This is a genomic window from Candidatus Kuenenia sp., from assembly GCF_039794105.1.
Lineage (GTDB): Bacteria > Planctomycetota > Brocadiia > Brocadiales > Brocadiaceae > Kuenenia.
This window is the reverse complement of record NZ_JBDIWA010000009.1, coordinates 12,620-28,552: the sequence shown is the minus strand read 5'-3', so window position 1 is coordinate 28,552 and position 15,933 is coordinate 12,620. Positions and strand designations below refer to the sequence as shown.

Sequence of the window (15,933 nt, the reverse complement as noted above, 5' to 3'; positions counted from 1 at the left end):
GAGGTAATGAACCCTTTTTTAATCCTGATTAACAGGAATAGTAATAAGAAATGTACTGCCAACGTCAGATGTCGCCAGCCGTATCATTCCGCCATGATTCTGTATGATATTTTGCGCGGAAGAAAGGCCTATCCCGGTGCCGCCATCCTTGGTAGTATAGAATAAATCAAATATCTTTTCCCTGAATTCTTCCGGTATGCCTGGTCCCGTATCCTGACAGGCAATAACAATTTCGTCTTTTACACCGCTGGCGCTTACATGTAATTCCCCGCCGTCAGGCATTGCTTCAATACTGTTGATAAGAATGTTCAATATTGCCTGTTTTATCTTGTCTTTGTCAATATACGGGGCGGGAATATTTTCCATTACGTCTAATTTCAATTGAATGCCATTGAGTTGCGCCTGGGGAGTAAGTAAGGCAATGATATCCGTTAGCATTTCACGAATGTTTGCATAGCTTCTGCTTAGCTTGCCTGTTTTTGCAAACTGCAGACATTCCTCCACAAAACTGCCGAGACGGTTAATTTCATTTTGAACAATTGTCACAATTTTCAACAATTCATTTTTTGGGGAATTGCCGTTGTCGTAACTATCATTGATTTCGTGTTTTAGCAATAACAATTGAAGATTCATGGCATTGAGGGGATTTTTTATTTCATGCGCCAATTCAGAGGCGAGCGTTCCAAGGGAAGATAGTGTTTTTGATTTGAGTACTTCGTCAGAAAATCTTTTTGCTTCGCTAACATCTTCTATGACAGAAATGATGTGGGTAACCCTTCCTTCTTTATCCTTAATAGGGGAAACATTTACCCTTATCCATGATTCGCTGTCATCGCCCCTGTTAATCAAAAGTTCCCGCGAACCCTGAGAAAGACGGCCATTCAGGATTTCTGTACCGGGACAACACTTGTCCGTTATACATAACCCCGTTGAAGTATGGCACTTAAAAATATCACCACAATCCTTTCCGACAACTTCATCTTTGGTTCTTTTCGTAATTTTTTCGCAGGCATGATTAAAAAAAACAACCCGGCGATGTGCATCCTGGATCATTATCCCCCGGCTTGTGTAATCTAATGCCTGGCTTAAAATGTAATTTTCCACACTAAAACCTCCCAAAATTTACATTTTTAAGGGTATCACAATTTCTAAAAAAGTAAATATAAAATAACATATCATATTCAACCAGAAATAATTGCGGTAATCTTTACCGCCTCATTTTGCCGGTTAATAAAACGCTTGACACTATTATTCATAATTCGTTATCATATTTTCAATTATGTATTTCACCTGAGATATTCACTGCCAGATACTGACGGAGCGTAAAGAATGGAAACCGGCAGCAGTTTAACGTAGTAACATTACAACAACCCTGCCCTAAAGCCAGCTTTTTCTTACCCAGGCGTAATTATATCATAGTACCTTATGGCTGATTTCTTTGCATTTTTTGGCAAAATATTTAATGGTGAAATCCGAAACAAATTAGTCATTTGTAAGCTTGTGGCGAATTTTTTAATCTGTGTAATATGTGGTTTCCCTTTTGTAATTTGTGAGTGCTTGGTTCTAGATTCCATGTATAAAAATGATGATGTAATATCAGGAGGAGTAAGAGTCCGGTTTGCACCCAGTCCGACCGGTTATTTACATATCGGCGGCGCAAGGACGGCGCTTTTTAACTGGTTATTTGCAAGACATAATAACGGTATTTTTCTCCTGCGGATTGAAGATACCGACCAGCAACGTTCTACGAAAGAAGCAACGCAAGCTATTTTAGAGAGTATGAAATGGCTTGGTTTGGATTGGGATGAAGGGCCATACTTTCAAAGCCAACGATTGCCGATATATAAACGATATGCCGAACAACTGGTAGCGCAGGGAAATGCATATTATGACACCGATGCGGAAGGGCGCACTGCAATACGGTTTAAGATGCAAGATAATGTTATCGTACTCAACGACCTTGTTCACGGCGCAATAACATTTGATGCGGCTGTTATTGAAGACTTTGTCATTCTTAAGGCAGACGGTTTTCCCAGCTATAACTTCGCTTGCGTAGTGGATGATGCTGATATGAAAATTACCCATGTGATTCGCGGTGATGATCATATCTCAAATACACCAAAACAAATAGCACTGTATAACGCCATGGGATTACGGTTGCCGGAATATGCACACATTCCAATGATTTTAGGGGAAGACGGTTCCCGGTTGAGCAAACGCCACGGGGCAACGTCTGTCACTGAATACAGGGACAAAGGGTATTTGCCTCAGGCGCTTGTGAACTTCCTTGCTTTGCTGGGGTGGTCTCCGGGAAACGACCAGGAAATACTATCGATGAAGGAAATGATTGAAAAATTTTCCTTAAAGCGCGTGAACAAAACCAGTGCGCAATTCGACAATACTAAATTAGATTGGATGAGTGGCCAGTATATCAAAAACACCTCCATTGAAGAACTTACCGCTGCTGCCAGGTTGTTTTTTGAAAAATCGGATATCGATACCACGAGAATCTCAATAGATTGGCTGTCCAGATTGATAGAATTGTACCATGAACGGTTTAAAAATCTCCAGGAATTGGTTGATCAAACGAGGTTTTTCTTTACGGATTCCGTTGAATATGATCCGGCAGCAACAGATAAATTCCTTAAAAGAGAAGGAATTCCTGAAATATTAAAGGAGGTTTATTCAGCGATTTCTCCCCTGAACAGTTTTGACAGACAAGGGTTGGAAGGGTGTTTAAGAGATTTAACCGCAAAAGCGGGTATTGGTTTTTCCAAAATCGCCCAACCTATAAGAGTTGCAATAACAGGCAGAAGCGCCAGCGCTGGTATCTTTGAAACAATGGAACTCCTTGGAAAAGAAACCACACTTAAAAGGCTTGAAAACACCATTAAAAACCTGGACGGTATCACGAATGTCGTTGGGTTGTAACAAACATACTGTAGAGACAGGTTTAAAACCTGTCTCTACTACGGTAATCAAAGTACGAAAGCTGCGCTTGTTTAGCATTTCAAATCATTTTGTCATTAGGATTTGTTTCGTATTTCGTGCTTCGAATTTCGCATTTTTTATTTCATGTTTGTTTGGTTCAATTTTATTTTGTACATGTTGGGGGGGGGCGTTATTCTTTTTCAGGGCAATTTTGAATGGGCGTAAGGCTTTTCATTGCGATTGAGATTACAGATGCGGTCCGGGAAAAAGTATTACATTTTCAAAACGACCTTAAAAAGGCTTCTGCTGATGTAAAATGGGTGGCGCCTCAAAATCTTCATATTACAATAAAATTTATTGGCAATACTGATGAAGAGAAGATTGACGGGATTGTTGACGTTATTCATCAATCTGTCATTGAGATAAAACCGTTTGATATTTGCTATAGCGGCGCCGGTACTTTTCCCGCTGGTAAATATCCGCGTGTAATCTTCGCCGGAGCTGTGGATTCAAGTGGCGCCCTGGCTTCTATTTATGAAAGATTAAACAGGCACTTAACCGCGCTTGGAGTACCATACGATGAACATACATTTGAGGCGCATATTACTGTCGGGCGGGTTAAAACACATAAAAATATAAAGAAACTTGTGGAGTGTGTACATTCATACAGAGAATTTACCTTTGGGCAAGAAAACATTGATCACCTGGTGTTAATGAAGAGTGATCTCACTCGGGAGGGGCCGATATACACAAGGGTAAGTAATATTCGTTTTGTGTAACTTTTATAATATTACTATCAAAAAAAGATTTCTTATTTATCTCATGCAAATCATATTATTTTTATAAACGATAACTTTATCTTTCTCTTACAAATATGACTACTAATACAGAAATACCTGATAAGGAAAAACGGCAACAAGCATTGGAGAGAGCAATTTCGCACATCGATAAACAGTTTGGAAAAGGGACGATAATGAAATTAGGGGGCGATACGAAACTGGATGTTCCCGTAATTTCTACCGGTGCGTTATCATTAGATGTTGCGCTTGGCGTGGGGGGAATTCCGCGCGGAAGAGTCATTGAAATATTCGGGCAGGAATCTTCGGGCAAAACCACCCTAACGCTTCAAATTATCGCAAATGCGCAGAGGGGGGGCGGGGTAGCTGCATTTATCGATGCTGAACATGCGCTGGACTCCGAATATGCAAAAAGATTGGGTGTAAATTTGAATGATTTAATGGTCAATCAGCCAGACACCGGAGAACAAGCGCTGGAGATAGCAGAACTGCTCGTAAGGAGCAATGCTGTTGACGTAATAGTGGTTGACTCGGTAGCGGCCCTTGTGCCACGTGCTGAAATTGAAGGAGAAATGGGAGATACACATATAGGATTACAGGCAAGGCTGATGTCGCAGGCATTACGCAAGCTTACCGCGTGCATTTCAAAATCAAGAACAAGCGTAATTTTTATCAATCAGATTCGTGAAAAGATTGGCGTTATGTATGGAGGAAATCCGGAAACCACGCCTGGAGGCAGGGCATTAAAATTTTATGCGTCGGTGCGTGTTGATATTCGGCGGATTGGAAGTATAAAAGACGGCGATGCAATAATCGGAAGCAGAGTTCGCGCCACTATTGCAAAAAATAAGGTTGCAGCGCCTTTTAAAAGAGCGGAATTTGACATCCTTTACAATACAGGCATATCGCGGGCAGGAGACGTCCTTGACCTTGGCGCTGAACATAATATTATTGAAAAATCGGGGACGTGGTATTCATATAGAGAAACCCGGCTGGGGCAGGGCAGGGAGAATTCCAGGCAATTTCTCACGGAACATCCTGAAATGATGAAAGAAATTGAACAATCAATCCTGAAAATAGTACTGCCTTCTGCGGCGTCTCAAAAGCCTCCCGAAAAACCCCCTGAAAGTACGGAAAAAAGCACACCTTCGAAGAGAGCGAAAAGTAATTAACGTATGAATACCGGTGAAATTCGCAATAAATTTTTAACATTCTTCGAAAAGAAATCCCATGTAATCTGGCCAGGAGATTCGCTTGTCCCGCAGGGAGACGCTACGCTTCTTTTTACGGGTGCAGGGATGAATCAGTTCAAAGATATGTTCCTTGGTAAGGGACGATTAAATATAAAAAGGGCGACAACTTGCCAAAAATGCCTTCGAACGGGGGATTTGGAAAATGTTGGCAGAACGGCTTCGCACCATACTTTTTTTGAAATGCTGGGCAATTTTTCCTTTGGCGATTATTTTAAAAGAGAAACCATTGCATGGGCGTGGGAGTTCCTCGTGCAGGAATTAAGATTACCGGAAGAGAAACTTTTTGTCAGTGTGTATAAAGATGACCCCGAATCATACGAAATATGGGAAAAACATATCCGCATTTCCAAATCAAAAATCTATTCCTACGGCGAAAATGACAATTTTTGGCCTGCAAATGCCCCTGCACAAGGCCCTAACGGCCCTTGCGGCCCCTGCTCAGAAATATTTTACGACCAGGGAGCAGGTGTTGGTTGTGGCCGGGAAGAATGTGAGCCTGCCTGCGATTGCGACCGCTTTGTCGAAATCTGGAATCTGGTGTTTACGCAATTTGACCGAAAAGAAGATGGCAGGCTGGAACCATTGCCCAACAAAAATGTAGATACAGGCATGGGACTGGAGAGAATGGCGCGTGTTATGCAGGGAGTGCCGACAAACTTCGATATAGATATTTTTGCCCCTGTAATTAAATCGATAGAAGATATTACACACCTGCGGTATCATGATAAAAAAGAAAACGCCGTATGTATGCGCCGGATAGCCGACCATGTAAAGGCCTGTATTTTTTGCATTGCCGATGGCGTTTTGCCAGGGAATGAAGGGCGGGGATATGTGGAAAGGCGTTTACTGAGAAGGGCTATCCGTGATGGCGCGCAACTTGGCTTAAAAGAATGTTTTTTATACAAGCTCGTGCCAATTATCAGCGATCTTATGCAGGATTATTATCCGGATATTAAACAACGCAGGGAGAATATCGCAAGGATCATAAAAAGCGAGGAAGAAAAATTCCTCGAAACTCTGGAACTGGGGACGGTACGGTTAAAAGAGTTAATGGATACAATGCAAAAGAATAAAATAAAAGAGCTTCCGGGAAAAGAGGCTTTTAAATTATATGATACATATGGCTTCCCTTTGGACATGACCGAATTAATTCTCAGGGAACACGGTTTTGCCATGGATAGCGCCGGTGTTGAAGTGGAATTGAAACGCCAGCGGATGCAGGCAAGGTCGTCATCCTCTATGACCGGTCAGGTATTTGACGCCGGTTTTTTGGGCAAGATTAAAGAGATATCAAAAGGCACAACATTCTTAGGGTACGAAAAGGATTCATGCAGTGCGAGGATCATTGCTATTGTTCAGGGAGACCACCTTATTGAAAAGGCTGAAGCCGGAAGCGAGGTATCGATAGTTTTCGATCAGACGCCCTTTTATGGTGAGTCCGGCGGACAAATTGGAGACACGGGAATCCTTGAATCGGAGGGGATTCATGTTTGTATAACTGATACAAAAAAGAACGATTCCTTTATCATTCATATCGGAAAGATAACAAAAGGCATAGTGAGGACGGGCGATATGATTGATGCGCGAATAGATACGCACAGGAGAGGTTTAATAAAAAGAAATCATACGGCGACGCACGTGCTTCATTGGGTATTGCGGAATGTCATTGGCAGACATGCAGAACAGGCGGGCTCAATGGTGTCCCCGGACCGTCTACGCTTTGACTTTCATCACTTTTCCTCTTTGACGAAGGAGGAAATTGACCGTATCGAGGATCTGGTAAACGAAAAAATAATGGAAAATGCGCCCGTGTCGGTGAAAGAACAAACGCTTCAGGAAGCAAGAAATGCCGGAGCCGTAGCCCTTTTTGGAGAAAAATACGAGGAACGGGTCAGAATGGTTTCCATCGGAGATTTTAGCAAGGAACTTTGTGGCGGTACGCACATAAACAATACCGGAGAAATAGGACTCTTCAGAATCGTCGGGGAATCCTCTGTCGCTGCGGGAATACGTCGTATAGAGGCGATCACAGGCATTTCGGCATTAACCAGGGACAGGGAGAAGGAGGAGATTGTTCAGGAATTGTGCGGCATATTGAATGCGTGCGAGGAAGATCTTTCTTCAAAAACACAGGAACTCCTGAATGAAGTAAAAAAACTCCACAAAGAACTTCATAAACAAAAGCAAAAAGAATTACTGGAGAAAATTGATTCGTTTTCCGTGACTGCAAAAGAAGTTTCAGGCGTTAACATTATAACAAAGAGAATAGATAATGCATCGGCGAATGATATGAGAAGAACGGCGGACATGCTGATGAAATCAGAAAAGGAAACCGCAGTAGCATTGGGAAGCGTTCAGAATGGGCGTGTAATAGTAATTATTTCTTTAAGCCCAGGCCTGGCTTCCCGTGGTTTGCATGCGGGGAATATCTCAAAAGAGGTTGCAAAAATAGTCGGCGGAGGAGGCGGCGGAAGACCGGAGATGGCGCAAGCGGGTGGACAGGCGGTTGGTAAATTAGACGAAGCGCTTGATTTTGCCGAAACGTTGTTCAGCAAAGAAATCCTGCAGAAGGTTTCTTAAGTAAAAAGATGGCGACCTTTAATTTTATTGAGATTTTTCAAAAAACCAGATTGTTGCCTTAATTTTTTTGCAATTTGTCCTTTTGGCACATATAATTTTGTACTTCAAAGACTTGAGTTTTTTTTGTCATTGCAGTGATAGTAATTATCTGTGTTTTTTCCAAAAAGGAAGCAAACCACCGCACTGGTAAAATTTTGCCGGTGTTGAGGCCGGACGCCTATAAATAGTATTGTTAATTTAAAAAATAATGTGTATAATCCTGCTTCTATAAAATGAACGCATCAGGGAGAAAGTATTTCCGGTATTATTGGCAAAATCCGGTGAAATAACTATATGTATATTCCAGCATTGCTGAATCAGTTCTGTGTAAACTATTAAATAAATTTTTAACAATGAGGTTTTAAATGGCTAATCCAAAGAGGAGACATTCTAACTCAAGAACACGTAAAAGACGTACGCACGATAAACTTACGGCTCCAGTTTTTCCGTTAGATAAAAATTTAGAAAAGGGGGGGCGTATCCGCTCCAAACGTTATGTTTGTTCGCACTGTAAACAAGTAAATCAACCGCATACAGTATGCCATAACTGCGGATATTACCGGGGCAGGCAGGTAATTTCTGTTGAAAGGTAAGTTTATGAGGATTGCGGTAGACGCCATGGGCGGGGATAAGGCGCCGCAAGAAATTGTCAAAGGCTCTGTCCTGGCTGCGCAACAGGTGTCTGATGCTGAGATTATATTGGTCGGTGACGAAAACAGAATTAAACACGAATTACATCTTGGCGGAACCATTCCCAAAAATATAACCATTCATCATGCGGCTCAAATAGTCGGCATGGAGGATCCTGCAACGCATTCCATACGGCAAAAGATAAACTCTTCCATTACGCAAAGTGTTGAATTGGTTGCTAAGGGGAAAGCTGATGCACTCGTCAGTGCGGGGCATACGGGGGCAACGGTAGCGGCGGCAATGCTACATATGAAAACATTGAAAGGCATTCGCCGTCCAGGCATTGCGATATCCCTTCCCACCCTTTATGGATCATGTCTGATTATCGATGCAGGCGCCAATATCAGTTGCAAGCCTTTACACTTGTATCAGTATGGAATTATGGCGTCAACGGTCTGCAAGCACCTCATGAATAAAGAAAATCCCAGGGTTGGGCTTCTCAATATAGGAGAAGAGGACGCAAAGGGAAACGATCTGGTCAGGGAAACCTTTTCGCTTCTTTCCAACTCACATTTAAATTTTATCGGGAATATTGAAAGCCGTGAGATATTTGATGGCAAGGCAGACGTCGTCGTTTGTGAAGGGTTTGTGGGAAATGTAATATTGAAATTTGCGGAGGGGATGGCGAAGAACCTTCTTACCACGATAAAAGCAGAATCGATGAACAGGTTTTGGGCAAAACTTGGACTGCTTTTGTGCAAACCGGTTTTCCAATCGTTAAAGGCAAAAATGGATTTTGCCGAATACGGAGGCGTTCCATTGCTGGGGGTAAATGGCGTTTGTATTATTTGCCACGGGAGATCTGACGCGCGGGCTATACAAAATGCCATAAAGGCGGCATTGAAATTAACAAAAACAGCAGTTAACGGGCATATTATTTCGGAACTGGAAAAATCCAATACACTTACGGCAGAAGTTGCTTAAGTTTTTAAAGGCTTTGCACCTTCTCTGGGCAATGAGAAATTGAACGTACACCAAAATCAAATAGCATCGATAACAGGGGTGGGGTCATACCTTCCTGAAAAGATATTAACCAATCATGCTCTGGAAAAATTGGTAGACACTACGGACGATTGGATTCTGCAACGGACAGGAATAAGGGAGCGTCGTATTGTTGAGAATGGGGTGACAACATCAGATCTTGGCGCCATAGCTTCGTTAAAAGCAATAGAAAATGCCGGGATATCAGCGGAAGAAATCGATATGATTATTACTTCCACCATTACCCCCGACTACCTTTTTCCTTCCACTTCCTGTTGTTTGCAAAAGCAAATTGGCGCTGTCCATGCAAGCGCATTTGATATTTCAGCGGCTTGTGCCGGATTTGTGTACGCACTTTCCATAGGGCAAAGTGTTATAAATTCGGGAGCTGCGAAAACTGTTTTAGTGGTGGGCGCAGAATGTTTATCAAAGATTACCGACTATACAGACCGGGCTACCTGTATTTTGTTTGGGGACGGGGCTGGCGCAGTCGTACTTCAAAACAATAAGGAAAAACATCAAATATTAGACACACGAGTGGTCTCTGACGGAACGTATGCTGACGTACTTATAATACCGGGCGGCGGCTCAAAACACCCTGCAACTACAGAGTCGGTGCAAGAAAGGTTGCATTATATCCGGTTTAAAGGAAAAGAAGTCTTTAAACTCGCAATTAATACCATTACCAACCTGGTGATAGAAACTGCACAAAAAAATGGTTTTGCTGTTCAGGATATCGATTTAATTATCCCCCATCAAAGCAATCTGAGAATCATTGAAGCAACCATGGAAAGACTGAAGCTGCCCATGGAAAAGGCATTTGTAAATATTGATAAATATGGGAATACATCTTCTGCTTCAGTTCCCATAGCAATTGATGAGGCGCAGCAGGAAGGAAGACTCAGGAAAGGCGATTTAGTGATGTTGGTAGCTTTCGGGGGAGGATTGACGTGGGGATCATGTGTTATTAGGTGGTAAAGTATTATGCGGAAAACAGCCTTTCTTTTCCCCGGCCAGGGTACCCAATTGGTGGGCATGGGGAAAGATTTTTACAATGAATACAAAGAAGCTCGCGAAATTTACAACCAGGCAAATGATGCGTTAGGATTTGACCTTGCATCTTTATGTTTTGAGGGAAATCAGGAGGAATTAAACAAGACGTCTCTTAGTCAGCCGGCTATATTGGTGACTTCCATTGCAATACTTGAAGTGTTGAAGGAAATTTCTTTTTTTGAGAAAACCACCTGTGATGCGGTTGCCGGGCTGAGCTTGGGGGAATACACCGCACATGTATCGGCAGGTTCTGTTGCTTTTGCAGATGCGGTAAAACTGGTGTATAAGCGTGGTACATATATGCAGGAGGCCTGTGAGAAAAGTTCCGGAGGAATGGCTTCTGTCATTGGACTGGAAGATGATAAAATAGAACATATTTGCAGGGAATTGAAACCGTTTGGTGTAATCTGCGCCGCAAATTATAATAGCCCTGGACAGGTAGTAATATCAGGAGAATCAAATGTACTGGAACGGGCGGCTCTATTGGCAAAAGGAAGAGGCGCCAGGATGGTAATCCCGCTAAAAGTGCAGGGTGCATTTCATTCCGGCCTAATGACTCCTGCCAGTGACAAGCTTTATTCCGAACTGGAATCAACGGTTATCTCAAAACCCGGAATTCCCGTAGTTGCAAACATTAACGCAGAGTATGTTTCCAATCCGGAGGAAATAAGAACAGCTCTGATAAAACAGCTAAACAGTCCTGTCAAATGGTATCAATCTATGCAGAAACTGATACAGGATGGATTTTCTCAATTTTATGAAATAGGGCCTGGAAAAACCTTGTCGGGACTTATGAAAAAAATTGATCCTGCTCAGCAAGTCAAAAGTGTTAGCACAATAGCAGATCTTTAATTGCGCAATAAATTTGAATTGTCTTTAACAAGGAGGTAAAAATCGTGACGTCCGTCGGAGAAAAAGTAAGAGAAATTATCACAAAACAAATGGGGGTAAAAGCGGAACAGATAACACCTGAAACATCCTTTATCAATGATTTAGGCGCAGATTCGCTCGATACAGTGGAACTAATTATGGAATTTGAAGACGCCTTTGATATGAATATTCCTGATGAAGATGCTGAAAAAATACGTACGGTGGGAGATGCAGTTAAATATATAGAGGAACACAAATAAATGCATGGAAGAAAAAGGGTCGTCATTACGGGGACCGGAGCAATAACTTCTCTGGGGAGAGAAAAAAAGGAACTCTGGTCTGCATTGTGCAACGGTGAAAGCGGCATTAAACCCATTACTTCTTTTGATACTACTGTATTTGAGGTGAAATTTGGCGGCGAAGTAAGCGATTTTAACCCGGCAGAGTGGCTTGATACCAAAGAGGCCAGGAGACTGGACAGATTTTCACAATTCGCGATAGCGGCGACCGATATTGCAGTAACAGATGCGGGTTTAAACTTTGACGCAATCGATACCGCGCGTGTTGGTGTCTTTATAGGGTCCGGTATGGGTGGTCTTTTGGAATTTGAGGCGCAACACAAAAATCTGTTAAATAAAGGGCCGTCAAGGGTTTCCCCTTTCATGGTTCCTAAACTAATGGCGAACGCAGCTTCCGCACATGCGGCAATCCGGTATGGTTTAAGAGGCCCTAATTTTGCAGTAGTTGCCGCTTGCACAACAGGGGTAATCTCCATAGGGGAAGCAGTGCGGGTAATTCAGAGAGGCGACGCAGACATCATGATTACAGGAAGTTCTGAGGCGGTTATTACCCCTTTAGCTGTAGCCGGGTTTGGCGCAATGAAGGCATTGTCTACCCACAATAGTGAACCGCAGAAAGCAAGCCGTCCATTTGATAAAAACCGTGACGGCTTTGTCATCTCTGAAGGGGCGGGAATAGTCGTTATCGAAGAACTGGAGGCTGCCAAAAAAAGAGGGGCAACAATCTATGCGGAGATATTGGGATACGGAATGACTGCTGATGCATACCATATTGCAGCTCCCAATAGCAACGGCGAGGGAGCGATACGGTGCATGGCACATGCTCTAAACGACGCCGGATGCGGCGCTGAATCTATAGATTACATAAACGCCCATGCGACGTCTACTCCGCTTGGAGATCAGATAGAGGTGGTGGCCATTAAGAAGGTTTTTGGCGACCATGCCTCAAAAATTCCCGTGAGTTCTACCAAGTCTATGCTAGGACACCAGCTTGGTGCTTCGGGAAGCGTAGAAATTATCATTTGTGCGTTTGCACTGAATGAGGGAATTATTCCCCCAACAATAAATTATGAAACCCCTGATCCGCAGTGCTCTGGACTTGATTTTGTTCCTAACGAAGCACGCGAAAAAAAGATTCAGAAGACACTATCTAATTCATTTGGCTTTGGTGGACATAATGCGACCATCATACTTGGCAAAGTATAAAATATAATGTATTAAAAGCGGAACAATAGTTCCTTAAAAGTTATTTCTTTGCACTTTTTGTCAAAATACTTATTCGTGAAATTCGAATCATGAAATACGAAACAAATTCTAATGACAAAATGATTTGCATTTTGTCATTAGAATTTGTTTGGACAATTATCAATTATCAATTGTCAATTGTCAATTGTCATATGAACGTATCAACACTCCGCAATCATTCCCCTGTCAATATATTTCGTTTTTTGTTTACATCAATTTTAAACCGATTTTTCATCACGTCATGTGTTTTCTTTGAATTAGTGAAATAATTTAATAACGGAAGTCTTTAAATATTTTTAGAAAAATAGGCTTCTTTGTCCATACATCATGAAATACACCCTACACCAAATTCAATCAATCATAGGTGGCAAAATCCTTGGCGAGGGGGGAACCGTTATTACCGGTATTGCCGGCATTGAAAATGCGAGGGAAGGTGATATTTCTTTTGTTAAAAATGATACGCTCATCAGGCAGTCTCAGTCTTCTCAGGCTTCTGCATTTGTAGTACATCGGGAAATTCCCGCCTTAAAAAAACCCTGCATCATACTGCAAAATCCGTTTTTTGCATTTACCCTCCTCCTGGGCGATGCTGCAAAAAAGAGATTTGCCCGCCAGGCAATCATCCATCCTTCTGCAATTATCAGCAGCAGCGCTGCAATTGGCAAGGATGCGTCTATTGGCGCGTATGTTGTGATAGAAGATAACGCTGTAATTGGAAACAATGTTGTCATTTATCCCGGTACGTTTATTGGAAAGGATTGCAAGATCGGAGACAATGCCCTTATTTATGCGAATGTCTCTATCAGGGAAAAATGTAGTATTGGCAGAAGGGTAATTATTCATTGTAACAGTGTTATTGGCGATGATGGTTTCGGTTATCTGCAAATGGAAAAAAAGCACATCAAGATCCCCCAAATCGGAACGGTGGAAATTGGTGATGATGTAGAAATCGGATCAATGGTAACTGTTTGCCGCGCCGCCATTGATAAAACAATCATCGGAAACGGCGTAAAAATAGACAATCATTCGCATATCGCGCATAATGTGGAAATCGGGGATAATACAATGCTTGTAGGCTATGCAAAAATTGCCGGCAGCGTAAAAATCGGTAAAAATGTTATGGTTGCCGAAGACGTAGGCATTACTGACCATGCAATAATCGGGGATAATTGCGTTATCGGGGGAGGATCGAAGGTCTATAAAAGCCTCAAACCGGGCGCTGTTGTCTGGGGTGCTCCGGCAAAGGCGATACATGAAGAAAAGCGAATACAGGTGTTATTGAGAAAACTGCCCGAAATGTATCAGGCGATTAAAAAAGTAATGCATACATCGTAACCCAGGAGAGGAAATCGTATATGTGTGGAATTGTCGGGTATATTGGACCTAAAAATGCCCTCAATGTTTTGATGCATGGCATCAAAAGGCTGGAATATCGCGGCTATGATTCTTCCGGGATTGCCTTTTTTGAAAACGGTTCCCTGCGCTGCGAGAAGGCTGTTGGAAAAATTGCAATGCTGGAAGAAAAATTAAGTGGTCATGCCTGTATTTCACATGCAGGGATTGTTCATACACGATGGGCGACCCATGGTGCACCGACTTTTGAAAATGCGCATCCCCACTTTGATTGCCATAACGAAATCGCAGTGGTGCATAATGGGATCATTGAGAATTATGACTATTTGAAACTAAAATTGCAGCAAAACGGCCATACATTCAAAAGCCAAACAGATACCGAGGTGCTGGCACATCTTATCGAGGAACATTACCGGGATAATCTTGAAACCGCTGTCATGGAAGCCCTGAAGAAAGTGGAAGGAACGTATGGACTTGCAGCTATTTCTTCAAAAGATCCCGAAAAAATCGTAGCGGCAAGAAATGGATCGCCGTTAATACTGGGGATTGGCGACCATGAATATTTCATTACTTCTGACGTGTCCGCCTCACTGGAACATACACGGGAAGTAATGTACCTGGATGATAATGAGATAGCAATCCTCACTCCCGAAGGTTACAAAACAAAGACCATACAAAATATCCCTACCTATAAAAAAACGGAAGAGGTGTTGTGGAATATTGATATGATCGAAAAAGGCGGTTACAAACACTTCATGCTGAAAGAAATCCACGAACAGCCCCAGGCGCTCCTCAACCTTATGAGAGGTAGGGTGGACGGAAACCGCGGTCCGATAAAATTAGGCGGGCTCATTAACCGGGAAAAAGAACTTTTAGAAGCAAAACGGATTATCATTATTGCGTGCGGAACGTCCTGGCATGCCGGATTGGTCGGAGAGTATATGCTGGAAGAGTTGGTCAGGCTTCCCGTCGAAGTGGAATATGCATCTGAATTTCGTTATCGTAATCCCATTATAGAAAAGAACACCATAGTAATCGCCATCAGTCAATCGGGGGAAACAGCGGATACATTGGCGGCTATGCGCCAGGCAAAGGGAAAGGGGGCAGCAATGCTGTCTATCTGCAATGTTGTCGGAAGCAGCATTGCCCGTGAGGCAGGATCGGGAATTTACCTGCATATCGGCCCGGAAATAGGGGTTGCATCCACAAAGGCATTTACTGCACAGATAGCCGCGTTCTATTTGTTTTCCCTTTACCTGCTGCTCCTGAAAAACAAAGACTATGCCATTCCGCCTGAAATGATTTCCGCCATCAGGACTATCCCTGATAAGATACAAACCATTCTCGACAGAGAAAAGGAAATAGGTGAAATCGCGAAAATCTACAAACACACTAACCACGCCCTCTATCTTGGTAGAGGATTCAACTATCCCGTAGCGCTTGAGGGCGCCCTTAAATTAAAGGAAATCTCATATATCCACGCAGAGGGCTATCCCGCGGCTGAAATGAAACACGGCCCCATTGCCCTTATTGACAAAAATATGCCGGTAATATTTATCGCAACAAAAGACAGTACGTATGGAAAAATACTCAACAACATTGAAGAAGTGAAATCAAGGGGTGGAAAAGTCATTGCAATTGCAACGGAAGGTGACAGAGAAATTGCCAAAAAGGTTGATCATGTATTCCATATCCCGGAAACTACAGGCGTTCTGATACCAATTCTTTCGGTAATTCCCCTCCAATTACTTGCATACCATATGGCAGTCTTACGTGGTTGCGATGTGGACAAACCAAGAAATCTGGCAAAGAGCGTGACGGTAGAATAAAACAAAAAACACT

At 42.6% G+C, this 15,933-nt stretch carries 13 protein-coding genes; 12 read left to right on the top strand and 1 reads right to left on the bottom strand.

All coding sequences use genetic code 11. The features are described 5' to 3' along the window. Positions 1-18: 18 nt before the first annotated feature. Positions 19-1,104, bottom strand: a complete 1,086-nt coding sequence (locus ABJL82_RS06745) for an ATP-binding protein (RefSeq protein ID WP_347273968.1) — start codon at positions 1,102-1,104, stop codon at positions 19-21. A 468-nt stretch (positions 1,105-1,572) separates the two neighbouring features. Here ABJL82_RS06745 and gltX point away from each other — a divergent pair, with 468 nt between their 5' ends. The 12 genes from gltX to glmS all read left to right on the top strand — a co-directional run bounded on the left by gltX (position 1,573) and on the right by glmS (position 15,920). Next, complete coding sequence (gltX, locus tag ABJL82_RS06740; RefSeq protein WP_347273967.1) at positions 1,573-2,931, top strand: glutamate--tRNA ligase; 1,359 nt, start codon at positions 1,573-1,575, stop codon at positions 2,929-2,931. A 215-nt stretch (positions 2,932-3,146) separates the two neighbouring features. After that, a complete protein-coding gene (thpR, locus tag ABJL82_RS06735) occupies positions 3,147-3,710 on the top strand; it encodes an RNA 2',3'-cyclic phosphodiesterase (RefSeq protein WP_347273966.1) in 564 nt (187 codons plus the stop codon). A 95-nt stretch (positions 3,711-3,805) separates the two neighbouring features. After that, the gene (recA, locus tag ABJL82_RS06730; protein WP_347273965.1) at positions 3,806-4,900 is read left to right on the top strand and encodes a recombinase RecA; all 1,095 of its coding nucleotides are present in this window, start codon (positions 3,806-3,808) and stop codon (positions 4,898-4,900) included. Positions 4,901-4,903: 3 nt separating this feature from the next. Further along, positions 4,904-7,561 (top strand): alanine--tRNA ligase, encoded by a 2,658-nt coding sequence (gene alaS / locus ABJL82_RS06725; RefSeq protein ID WP_347273964.1) that lies wholly within the window; start codon positions 4,904-4,906, stop codon positions 7,559-7,561. Between the two features lie 404 nt (positions 7,562-7,965). Then, on the top strand, positions 7,966-8,193 hold the full coding sequence (gene rpmF, locus ABJL82_RS06720; protein ID WP_347273963.1) for a 50S ribosomal protein L32: 228 nt from the start codon (positions 7,966-7,968) through the stop codon (positions 8,191-8,193). A gap of 4 nt (positions 8,194-8,197) precedes the next feature. Beyond that, on the top strand, positions 8,198-9,214 hold the full coding sequence (gene plsX / locus ABJL82_RS06715; protein WP_347273962.1) for a phosphate acyltransferase PlsX: 1,017 nt from the start codon (positions 8,198-8,200) through the stop codon (positions 9,212-9,214). A 39-nt stretch (positions 9,215-9,253) separates the two neighbouring features. Then, positions 9,254-10,249, top strand: a complete 996-nt coding sequence (locus ABJL82_RS06710; protein ID WP_347273961.1) for a beta-ketoacyl-ACP synthase III — start codon at positions 9,254-9,256, stop codon at positions 10,247-10,249. A gap of 6 nt (positions 10,250-10,255) precedes the next feature. After that, positions 10,256-11,176, top strand: coding sequence for an ACP S-malonyltransferase (gene fabD / locus ABJL82_RS06705; protein ID WP_347273960.1), 921 nt, complete (start codon positions 10,256-10,258; stop codon positions 11,174-11,176). A 44-nt stretch (positions 11,177-11,220) separates the two neighbouring features. After that, a complete protein-coding gene (acpP, locus tag ABJL82_RS06700; RefSeq protein WP_347273959.1) occupies positions 11,221-11,454 on the top strand; it encodes an acyl carrier protein in 234 nt (77 codons plus the stop codon). After that, the gene (gene fabF, locus ABJL82_RS06695; protein ID WP_347273958.1) at positions 11,455-12,699 is read left to right on the top strand and encodes a beta-ketoacyl-ACP synthase II; all 1,245 of its coding nucleotides are present in this window, start codon (positions 11,455-11,457) and stop codon (positions 12,697-12,699) included. A 366-nt stretch (positions 12,700-13,065) separates the two neighbouring features. Next, the gene (lpxD, locus tag ABJL82_RS06690) at positions 13,066-14,073 is read left to right on the top strand and encodes a UDP-3-O-(3-hydroxymyristoyl)glucosamine N-acyltransferase (protein WP_347273957.1); all 1,008 of its coding nucleotides are present in this window, start codon (positions 13,066-13,068) and stop codon (positions 14,071-14,073) included. Between the two features lie 20 nt (positions 14,074-14,093). After that, positions 14,094-15,920, top strand: coding sequence for a glutamine--fructose-6-phosphate transaminase (isomerizing) (gene glmS / locus ABJL82_RS06685; protein ID WP_347273956.1), 1,827 nt, complete (start codon positions 14,094-14,096; stop codon positions 15,918-15,920). The last annotated feature ends 13 nt before the right edge of the window (positions 15,921-15,933 follow it).

What these genes read in the sequence shown, in the direction of transcription:
- gltX (WP_347273967.1), top strand. Translation starts at nt 1,573, where the DNA reads ATGTATAAAAATGATGATGTAATATCAGGAGGAGTAAGAGTCCGGTTT.
- thpR (WP_347273966.1), top strand. Translation starts at nt 3,147, where the DNA reads ATGGGCGTAAGGCTTTTCATTGCGATTGAGATTACAGATGCGGTCCGG.
- recA (WP_347273965.1), top strand. Translation starts at nt 3,806, where the DNA reads ATGACTACTAATACAGAAATACCTGATAAGGAAAAACGGCAACAAGCA.
- alaS (WP_347273964.1), top strand. Translation starts at nt 4,904, where the DNA reads ATGAATACCGGTGAAATTCGCAATAAATTTTTAACATTCTTCGAAAAG.
- rpmF (WP_347273963.1), top strand. Translation starts at nt 7,966, where the DNA reads ATGGCTAATCCAAAGAGGAGACATTCTAACTCAAGAACACGTAAAAGA.
- plsX (WP_347273962.1), top strand. Translation starts at nt 8,198, where the DNA reads ATGAGGATTGCGGTAGACGCCATGGGCGGGGATAAGGCGCCGCAAGAA.
- fabD (WP_347273960.1), top strand. Translation starts at nt 10,256, where the DNA reads ATGCGGAAAACAGCCTTTCTTTTCCCCGGCCAGGGTACCCAATTGGTG.
- fabF (WP_347273958.1), top strand. Translation starts at nt 11,455, where the DNA reads ATGCATGGAAGAAAAAGGGTCGTCATTACGGGGACCGGAGCAATAACT.
- lpxD (WP_347273957.1), top strand. Translation starts at nt 13,066, where the DNA reads ATGAAATACACCCTACACCAAATTCAATCAATCATAGGTGGCAAAATC.
- glmS (WP_347273956.1), top strand. Translation starts at nt 14,094, where the DNA reads ATGTGTGGAATTGTCGGGTATATTGGACCTAAAAATGCCCTCAATGTT.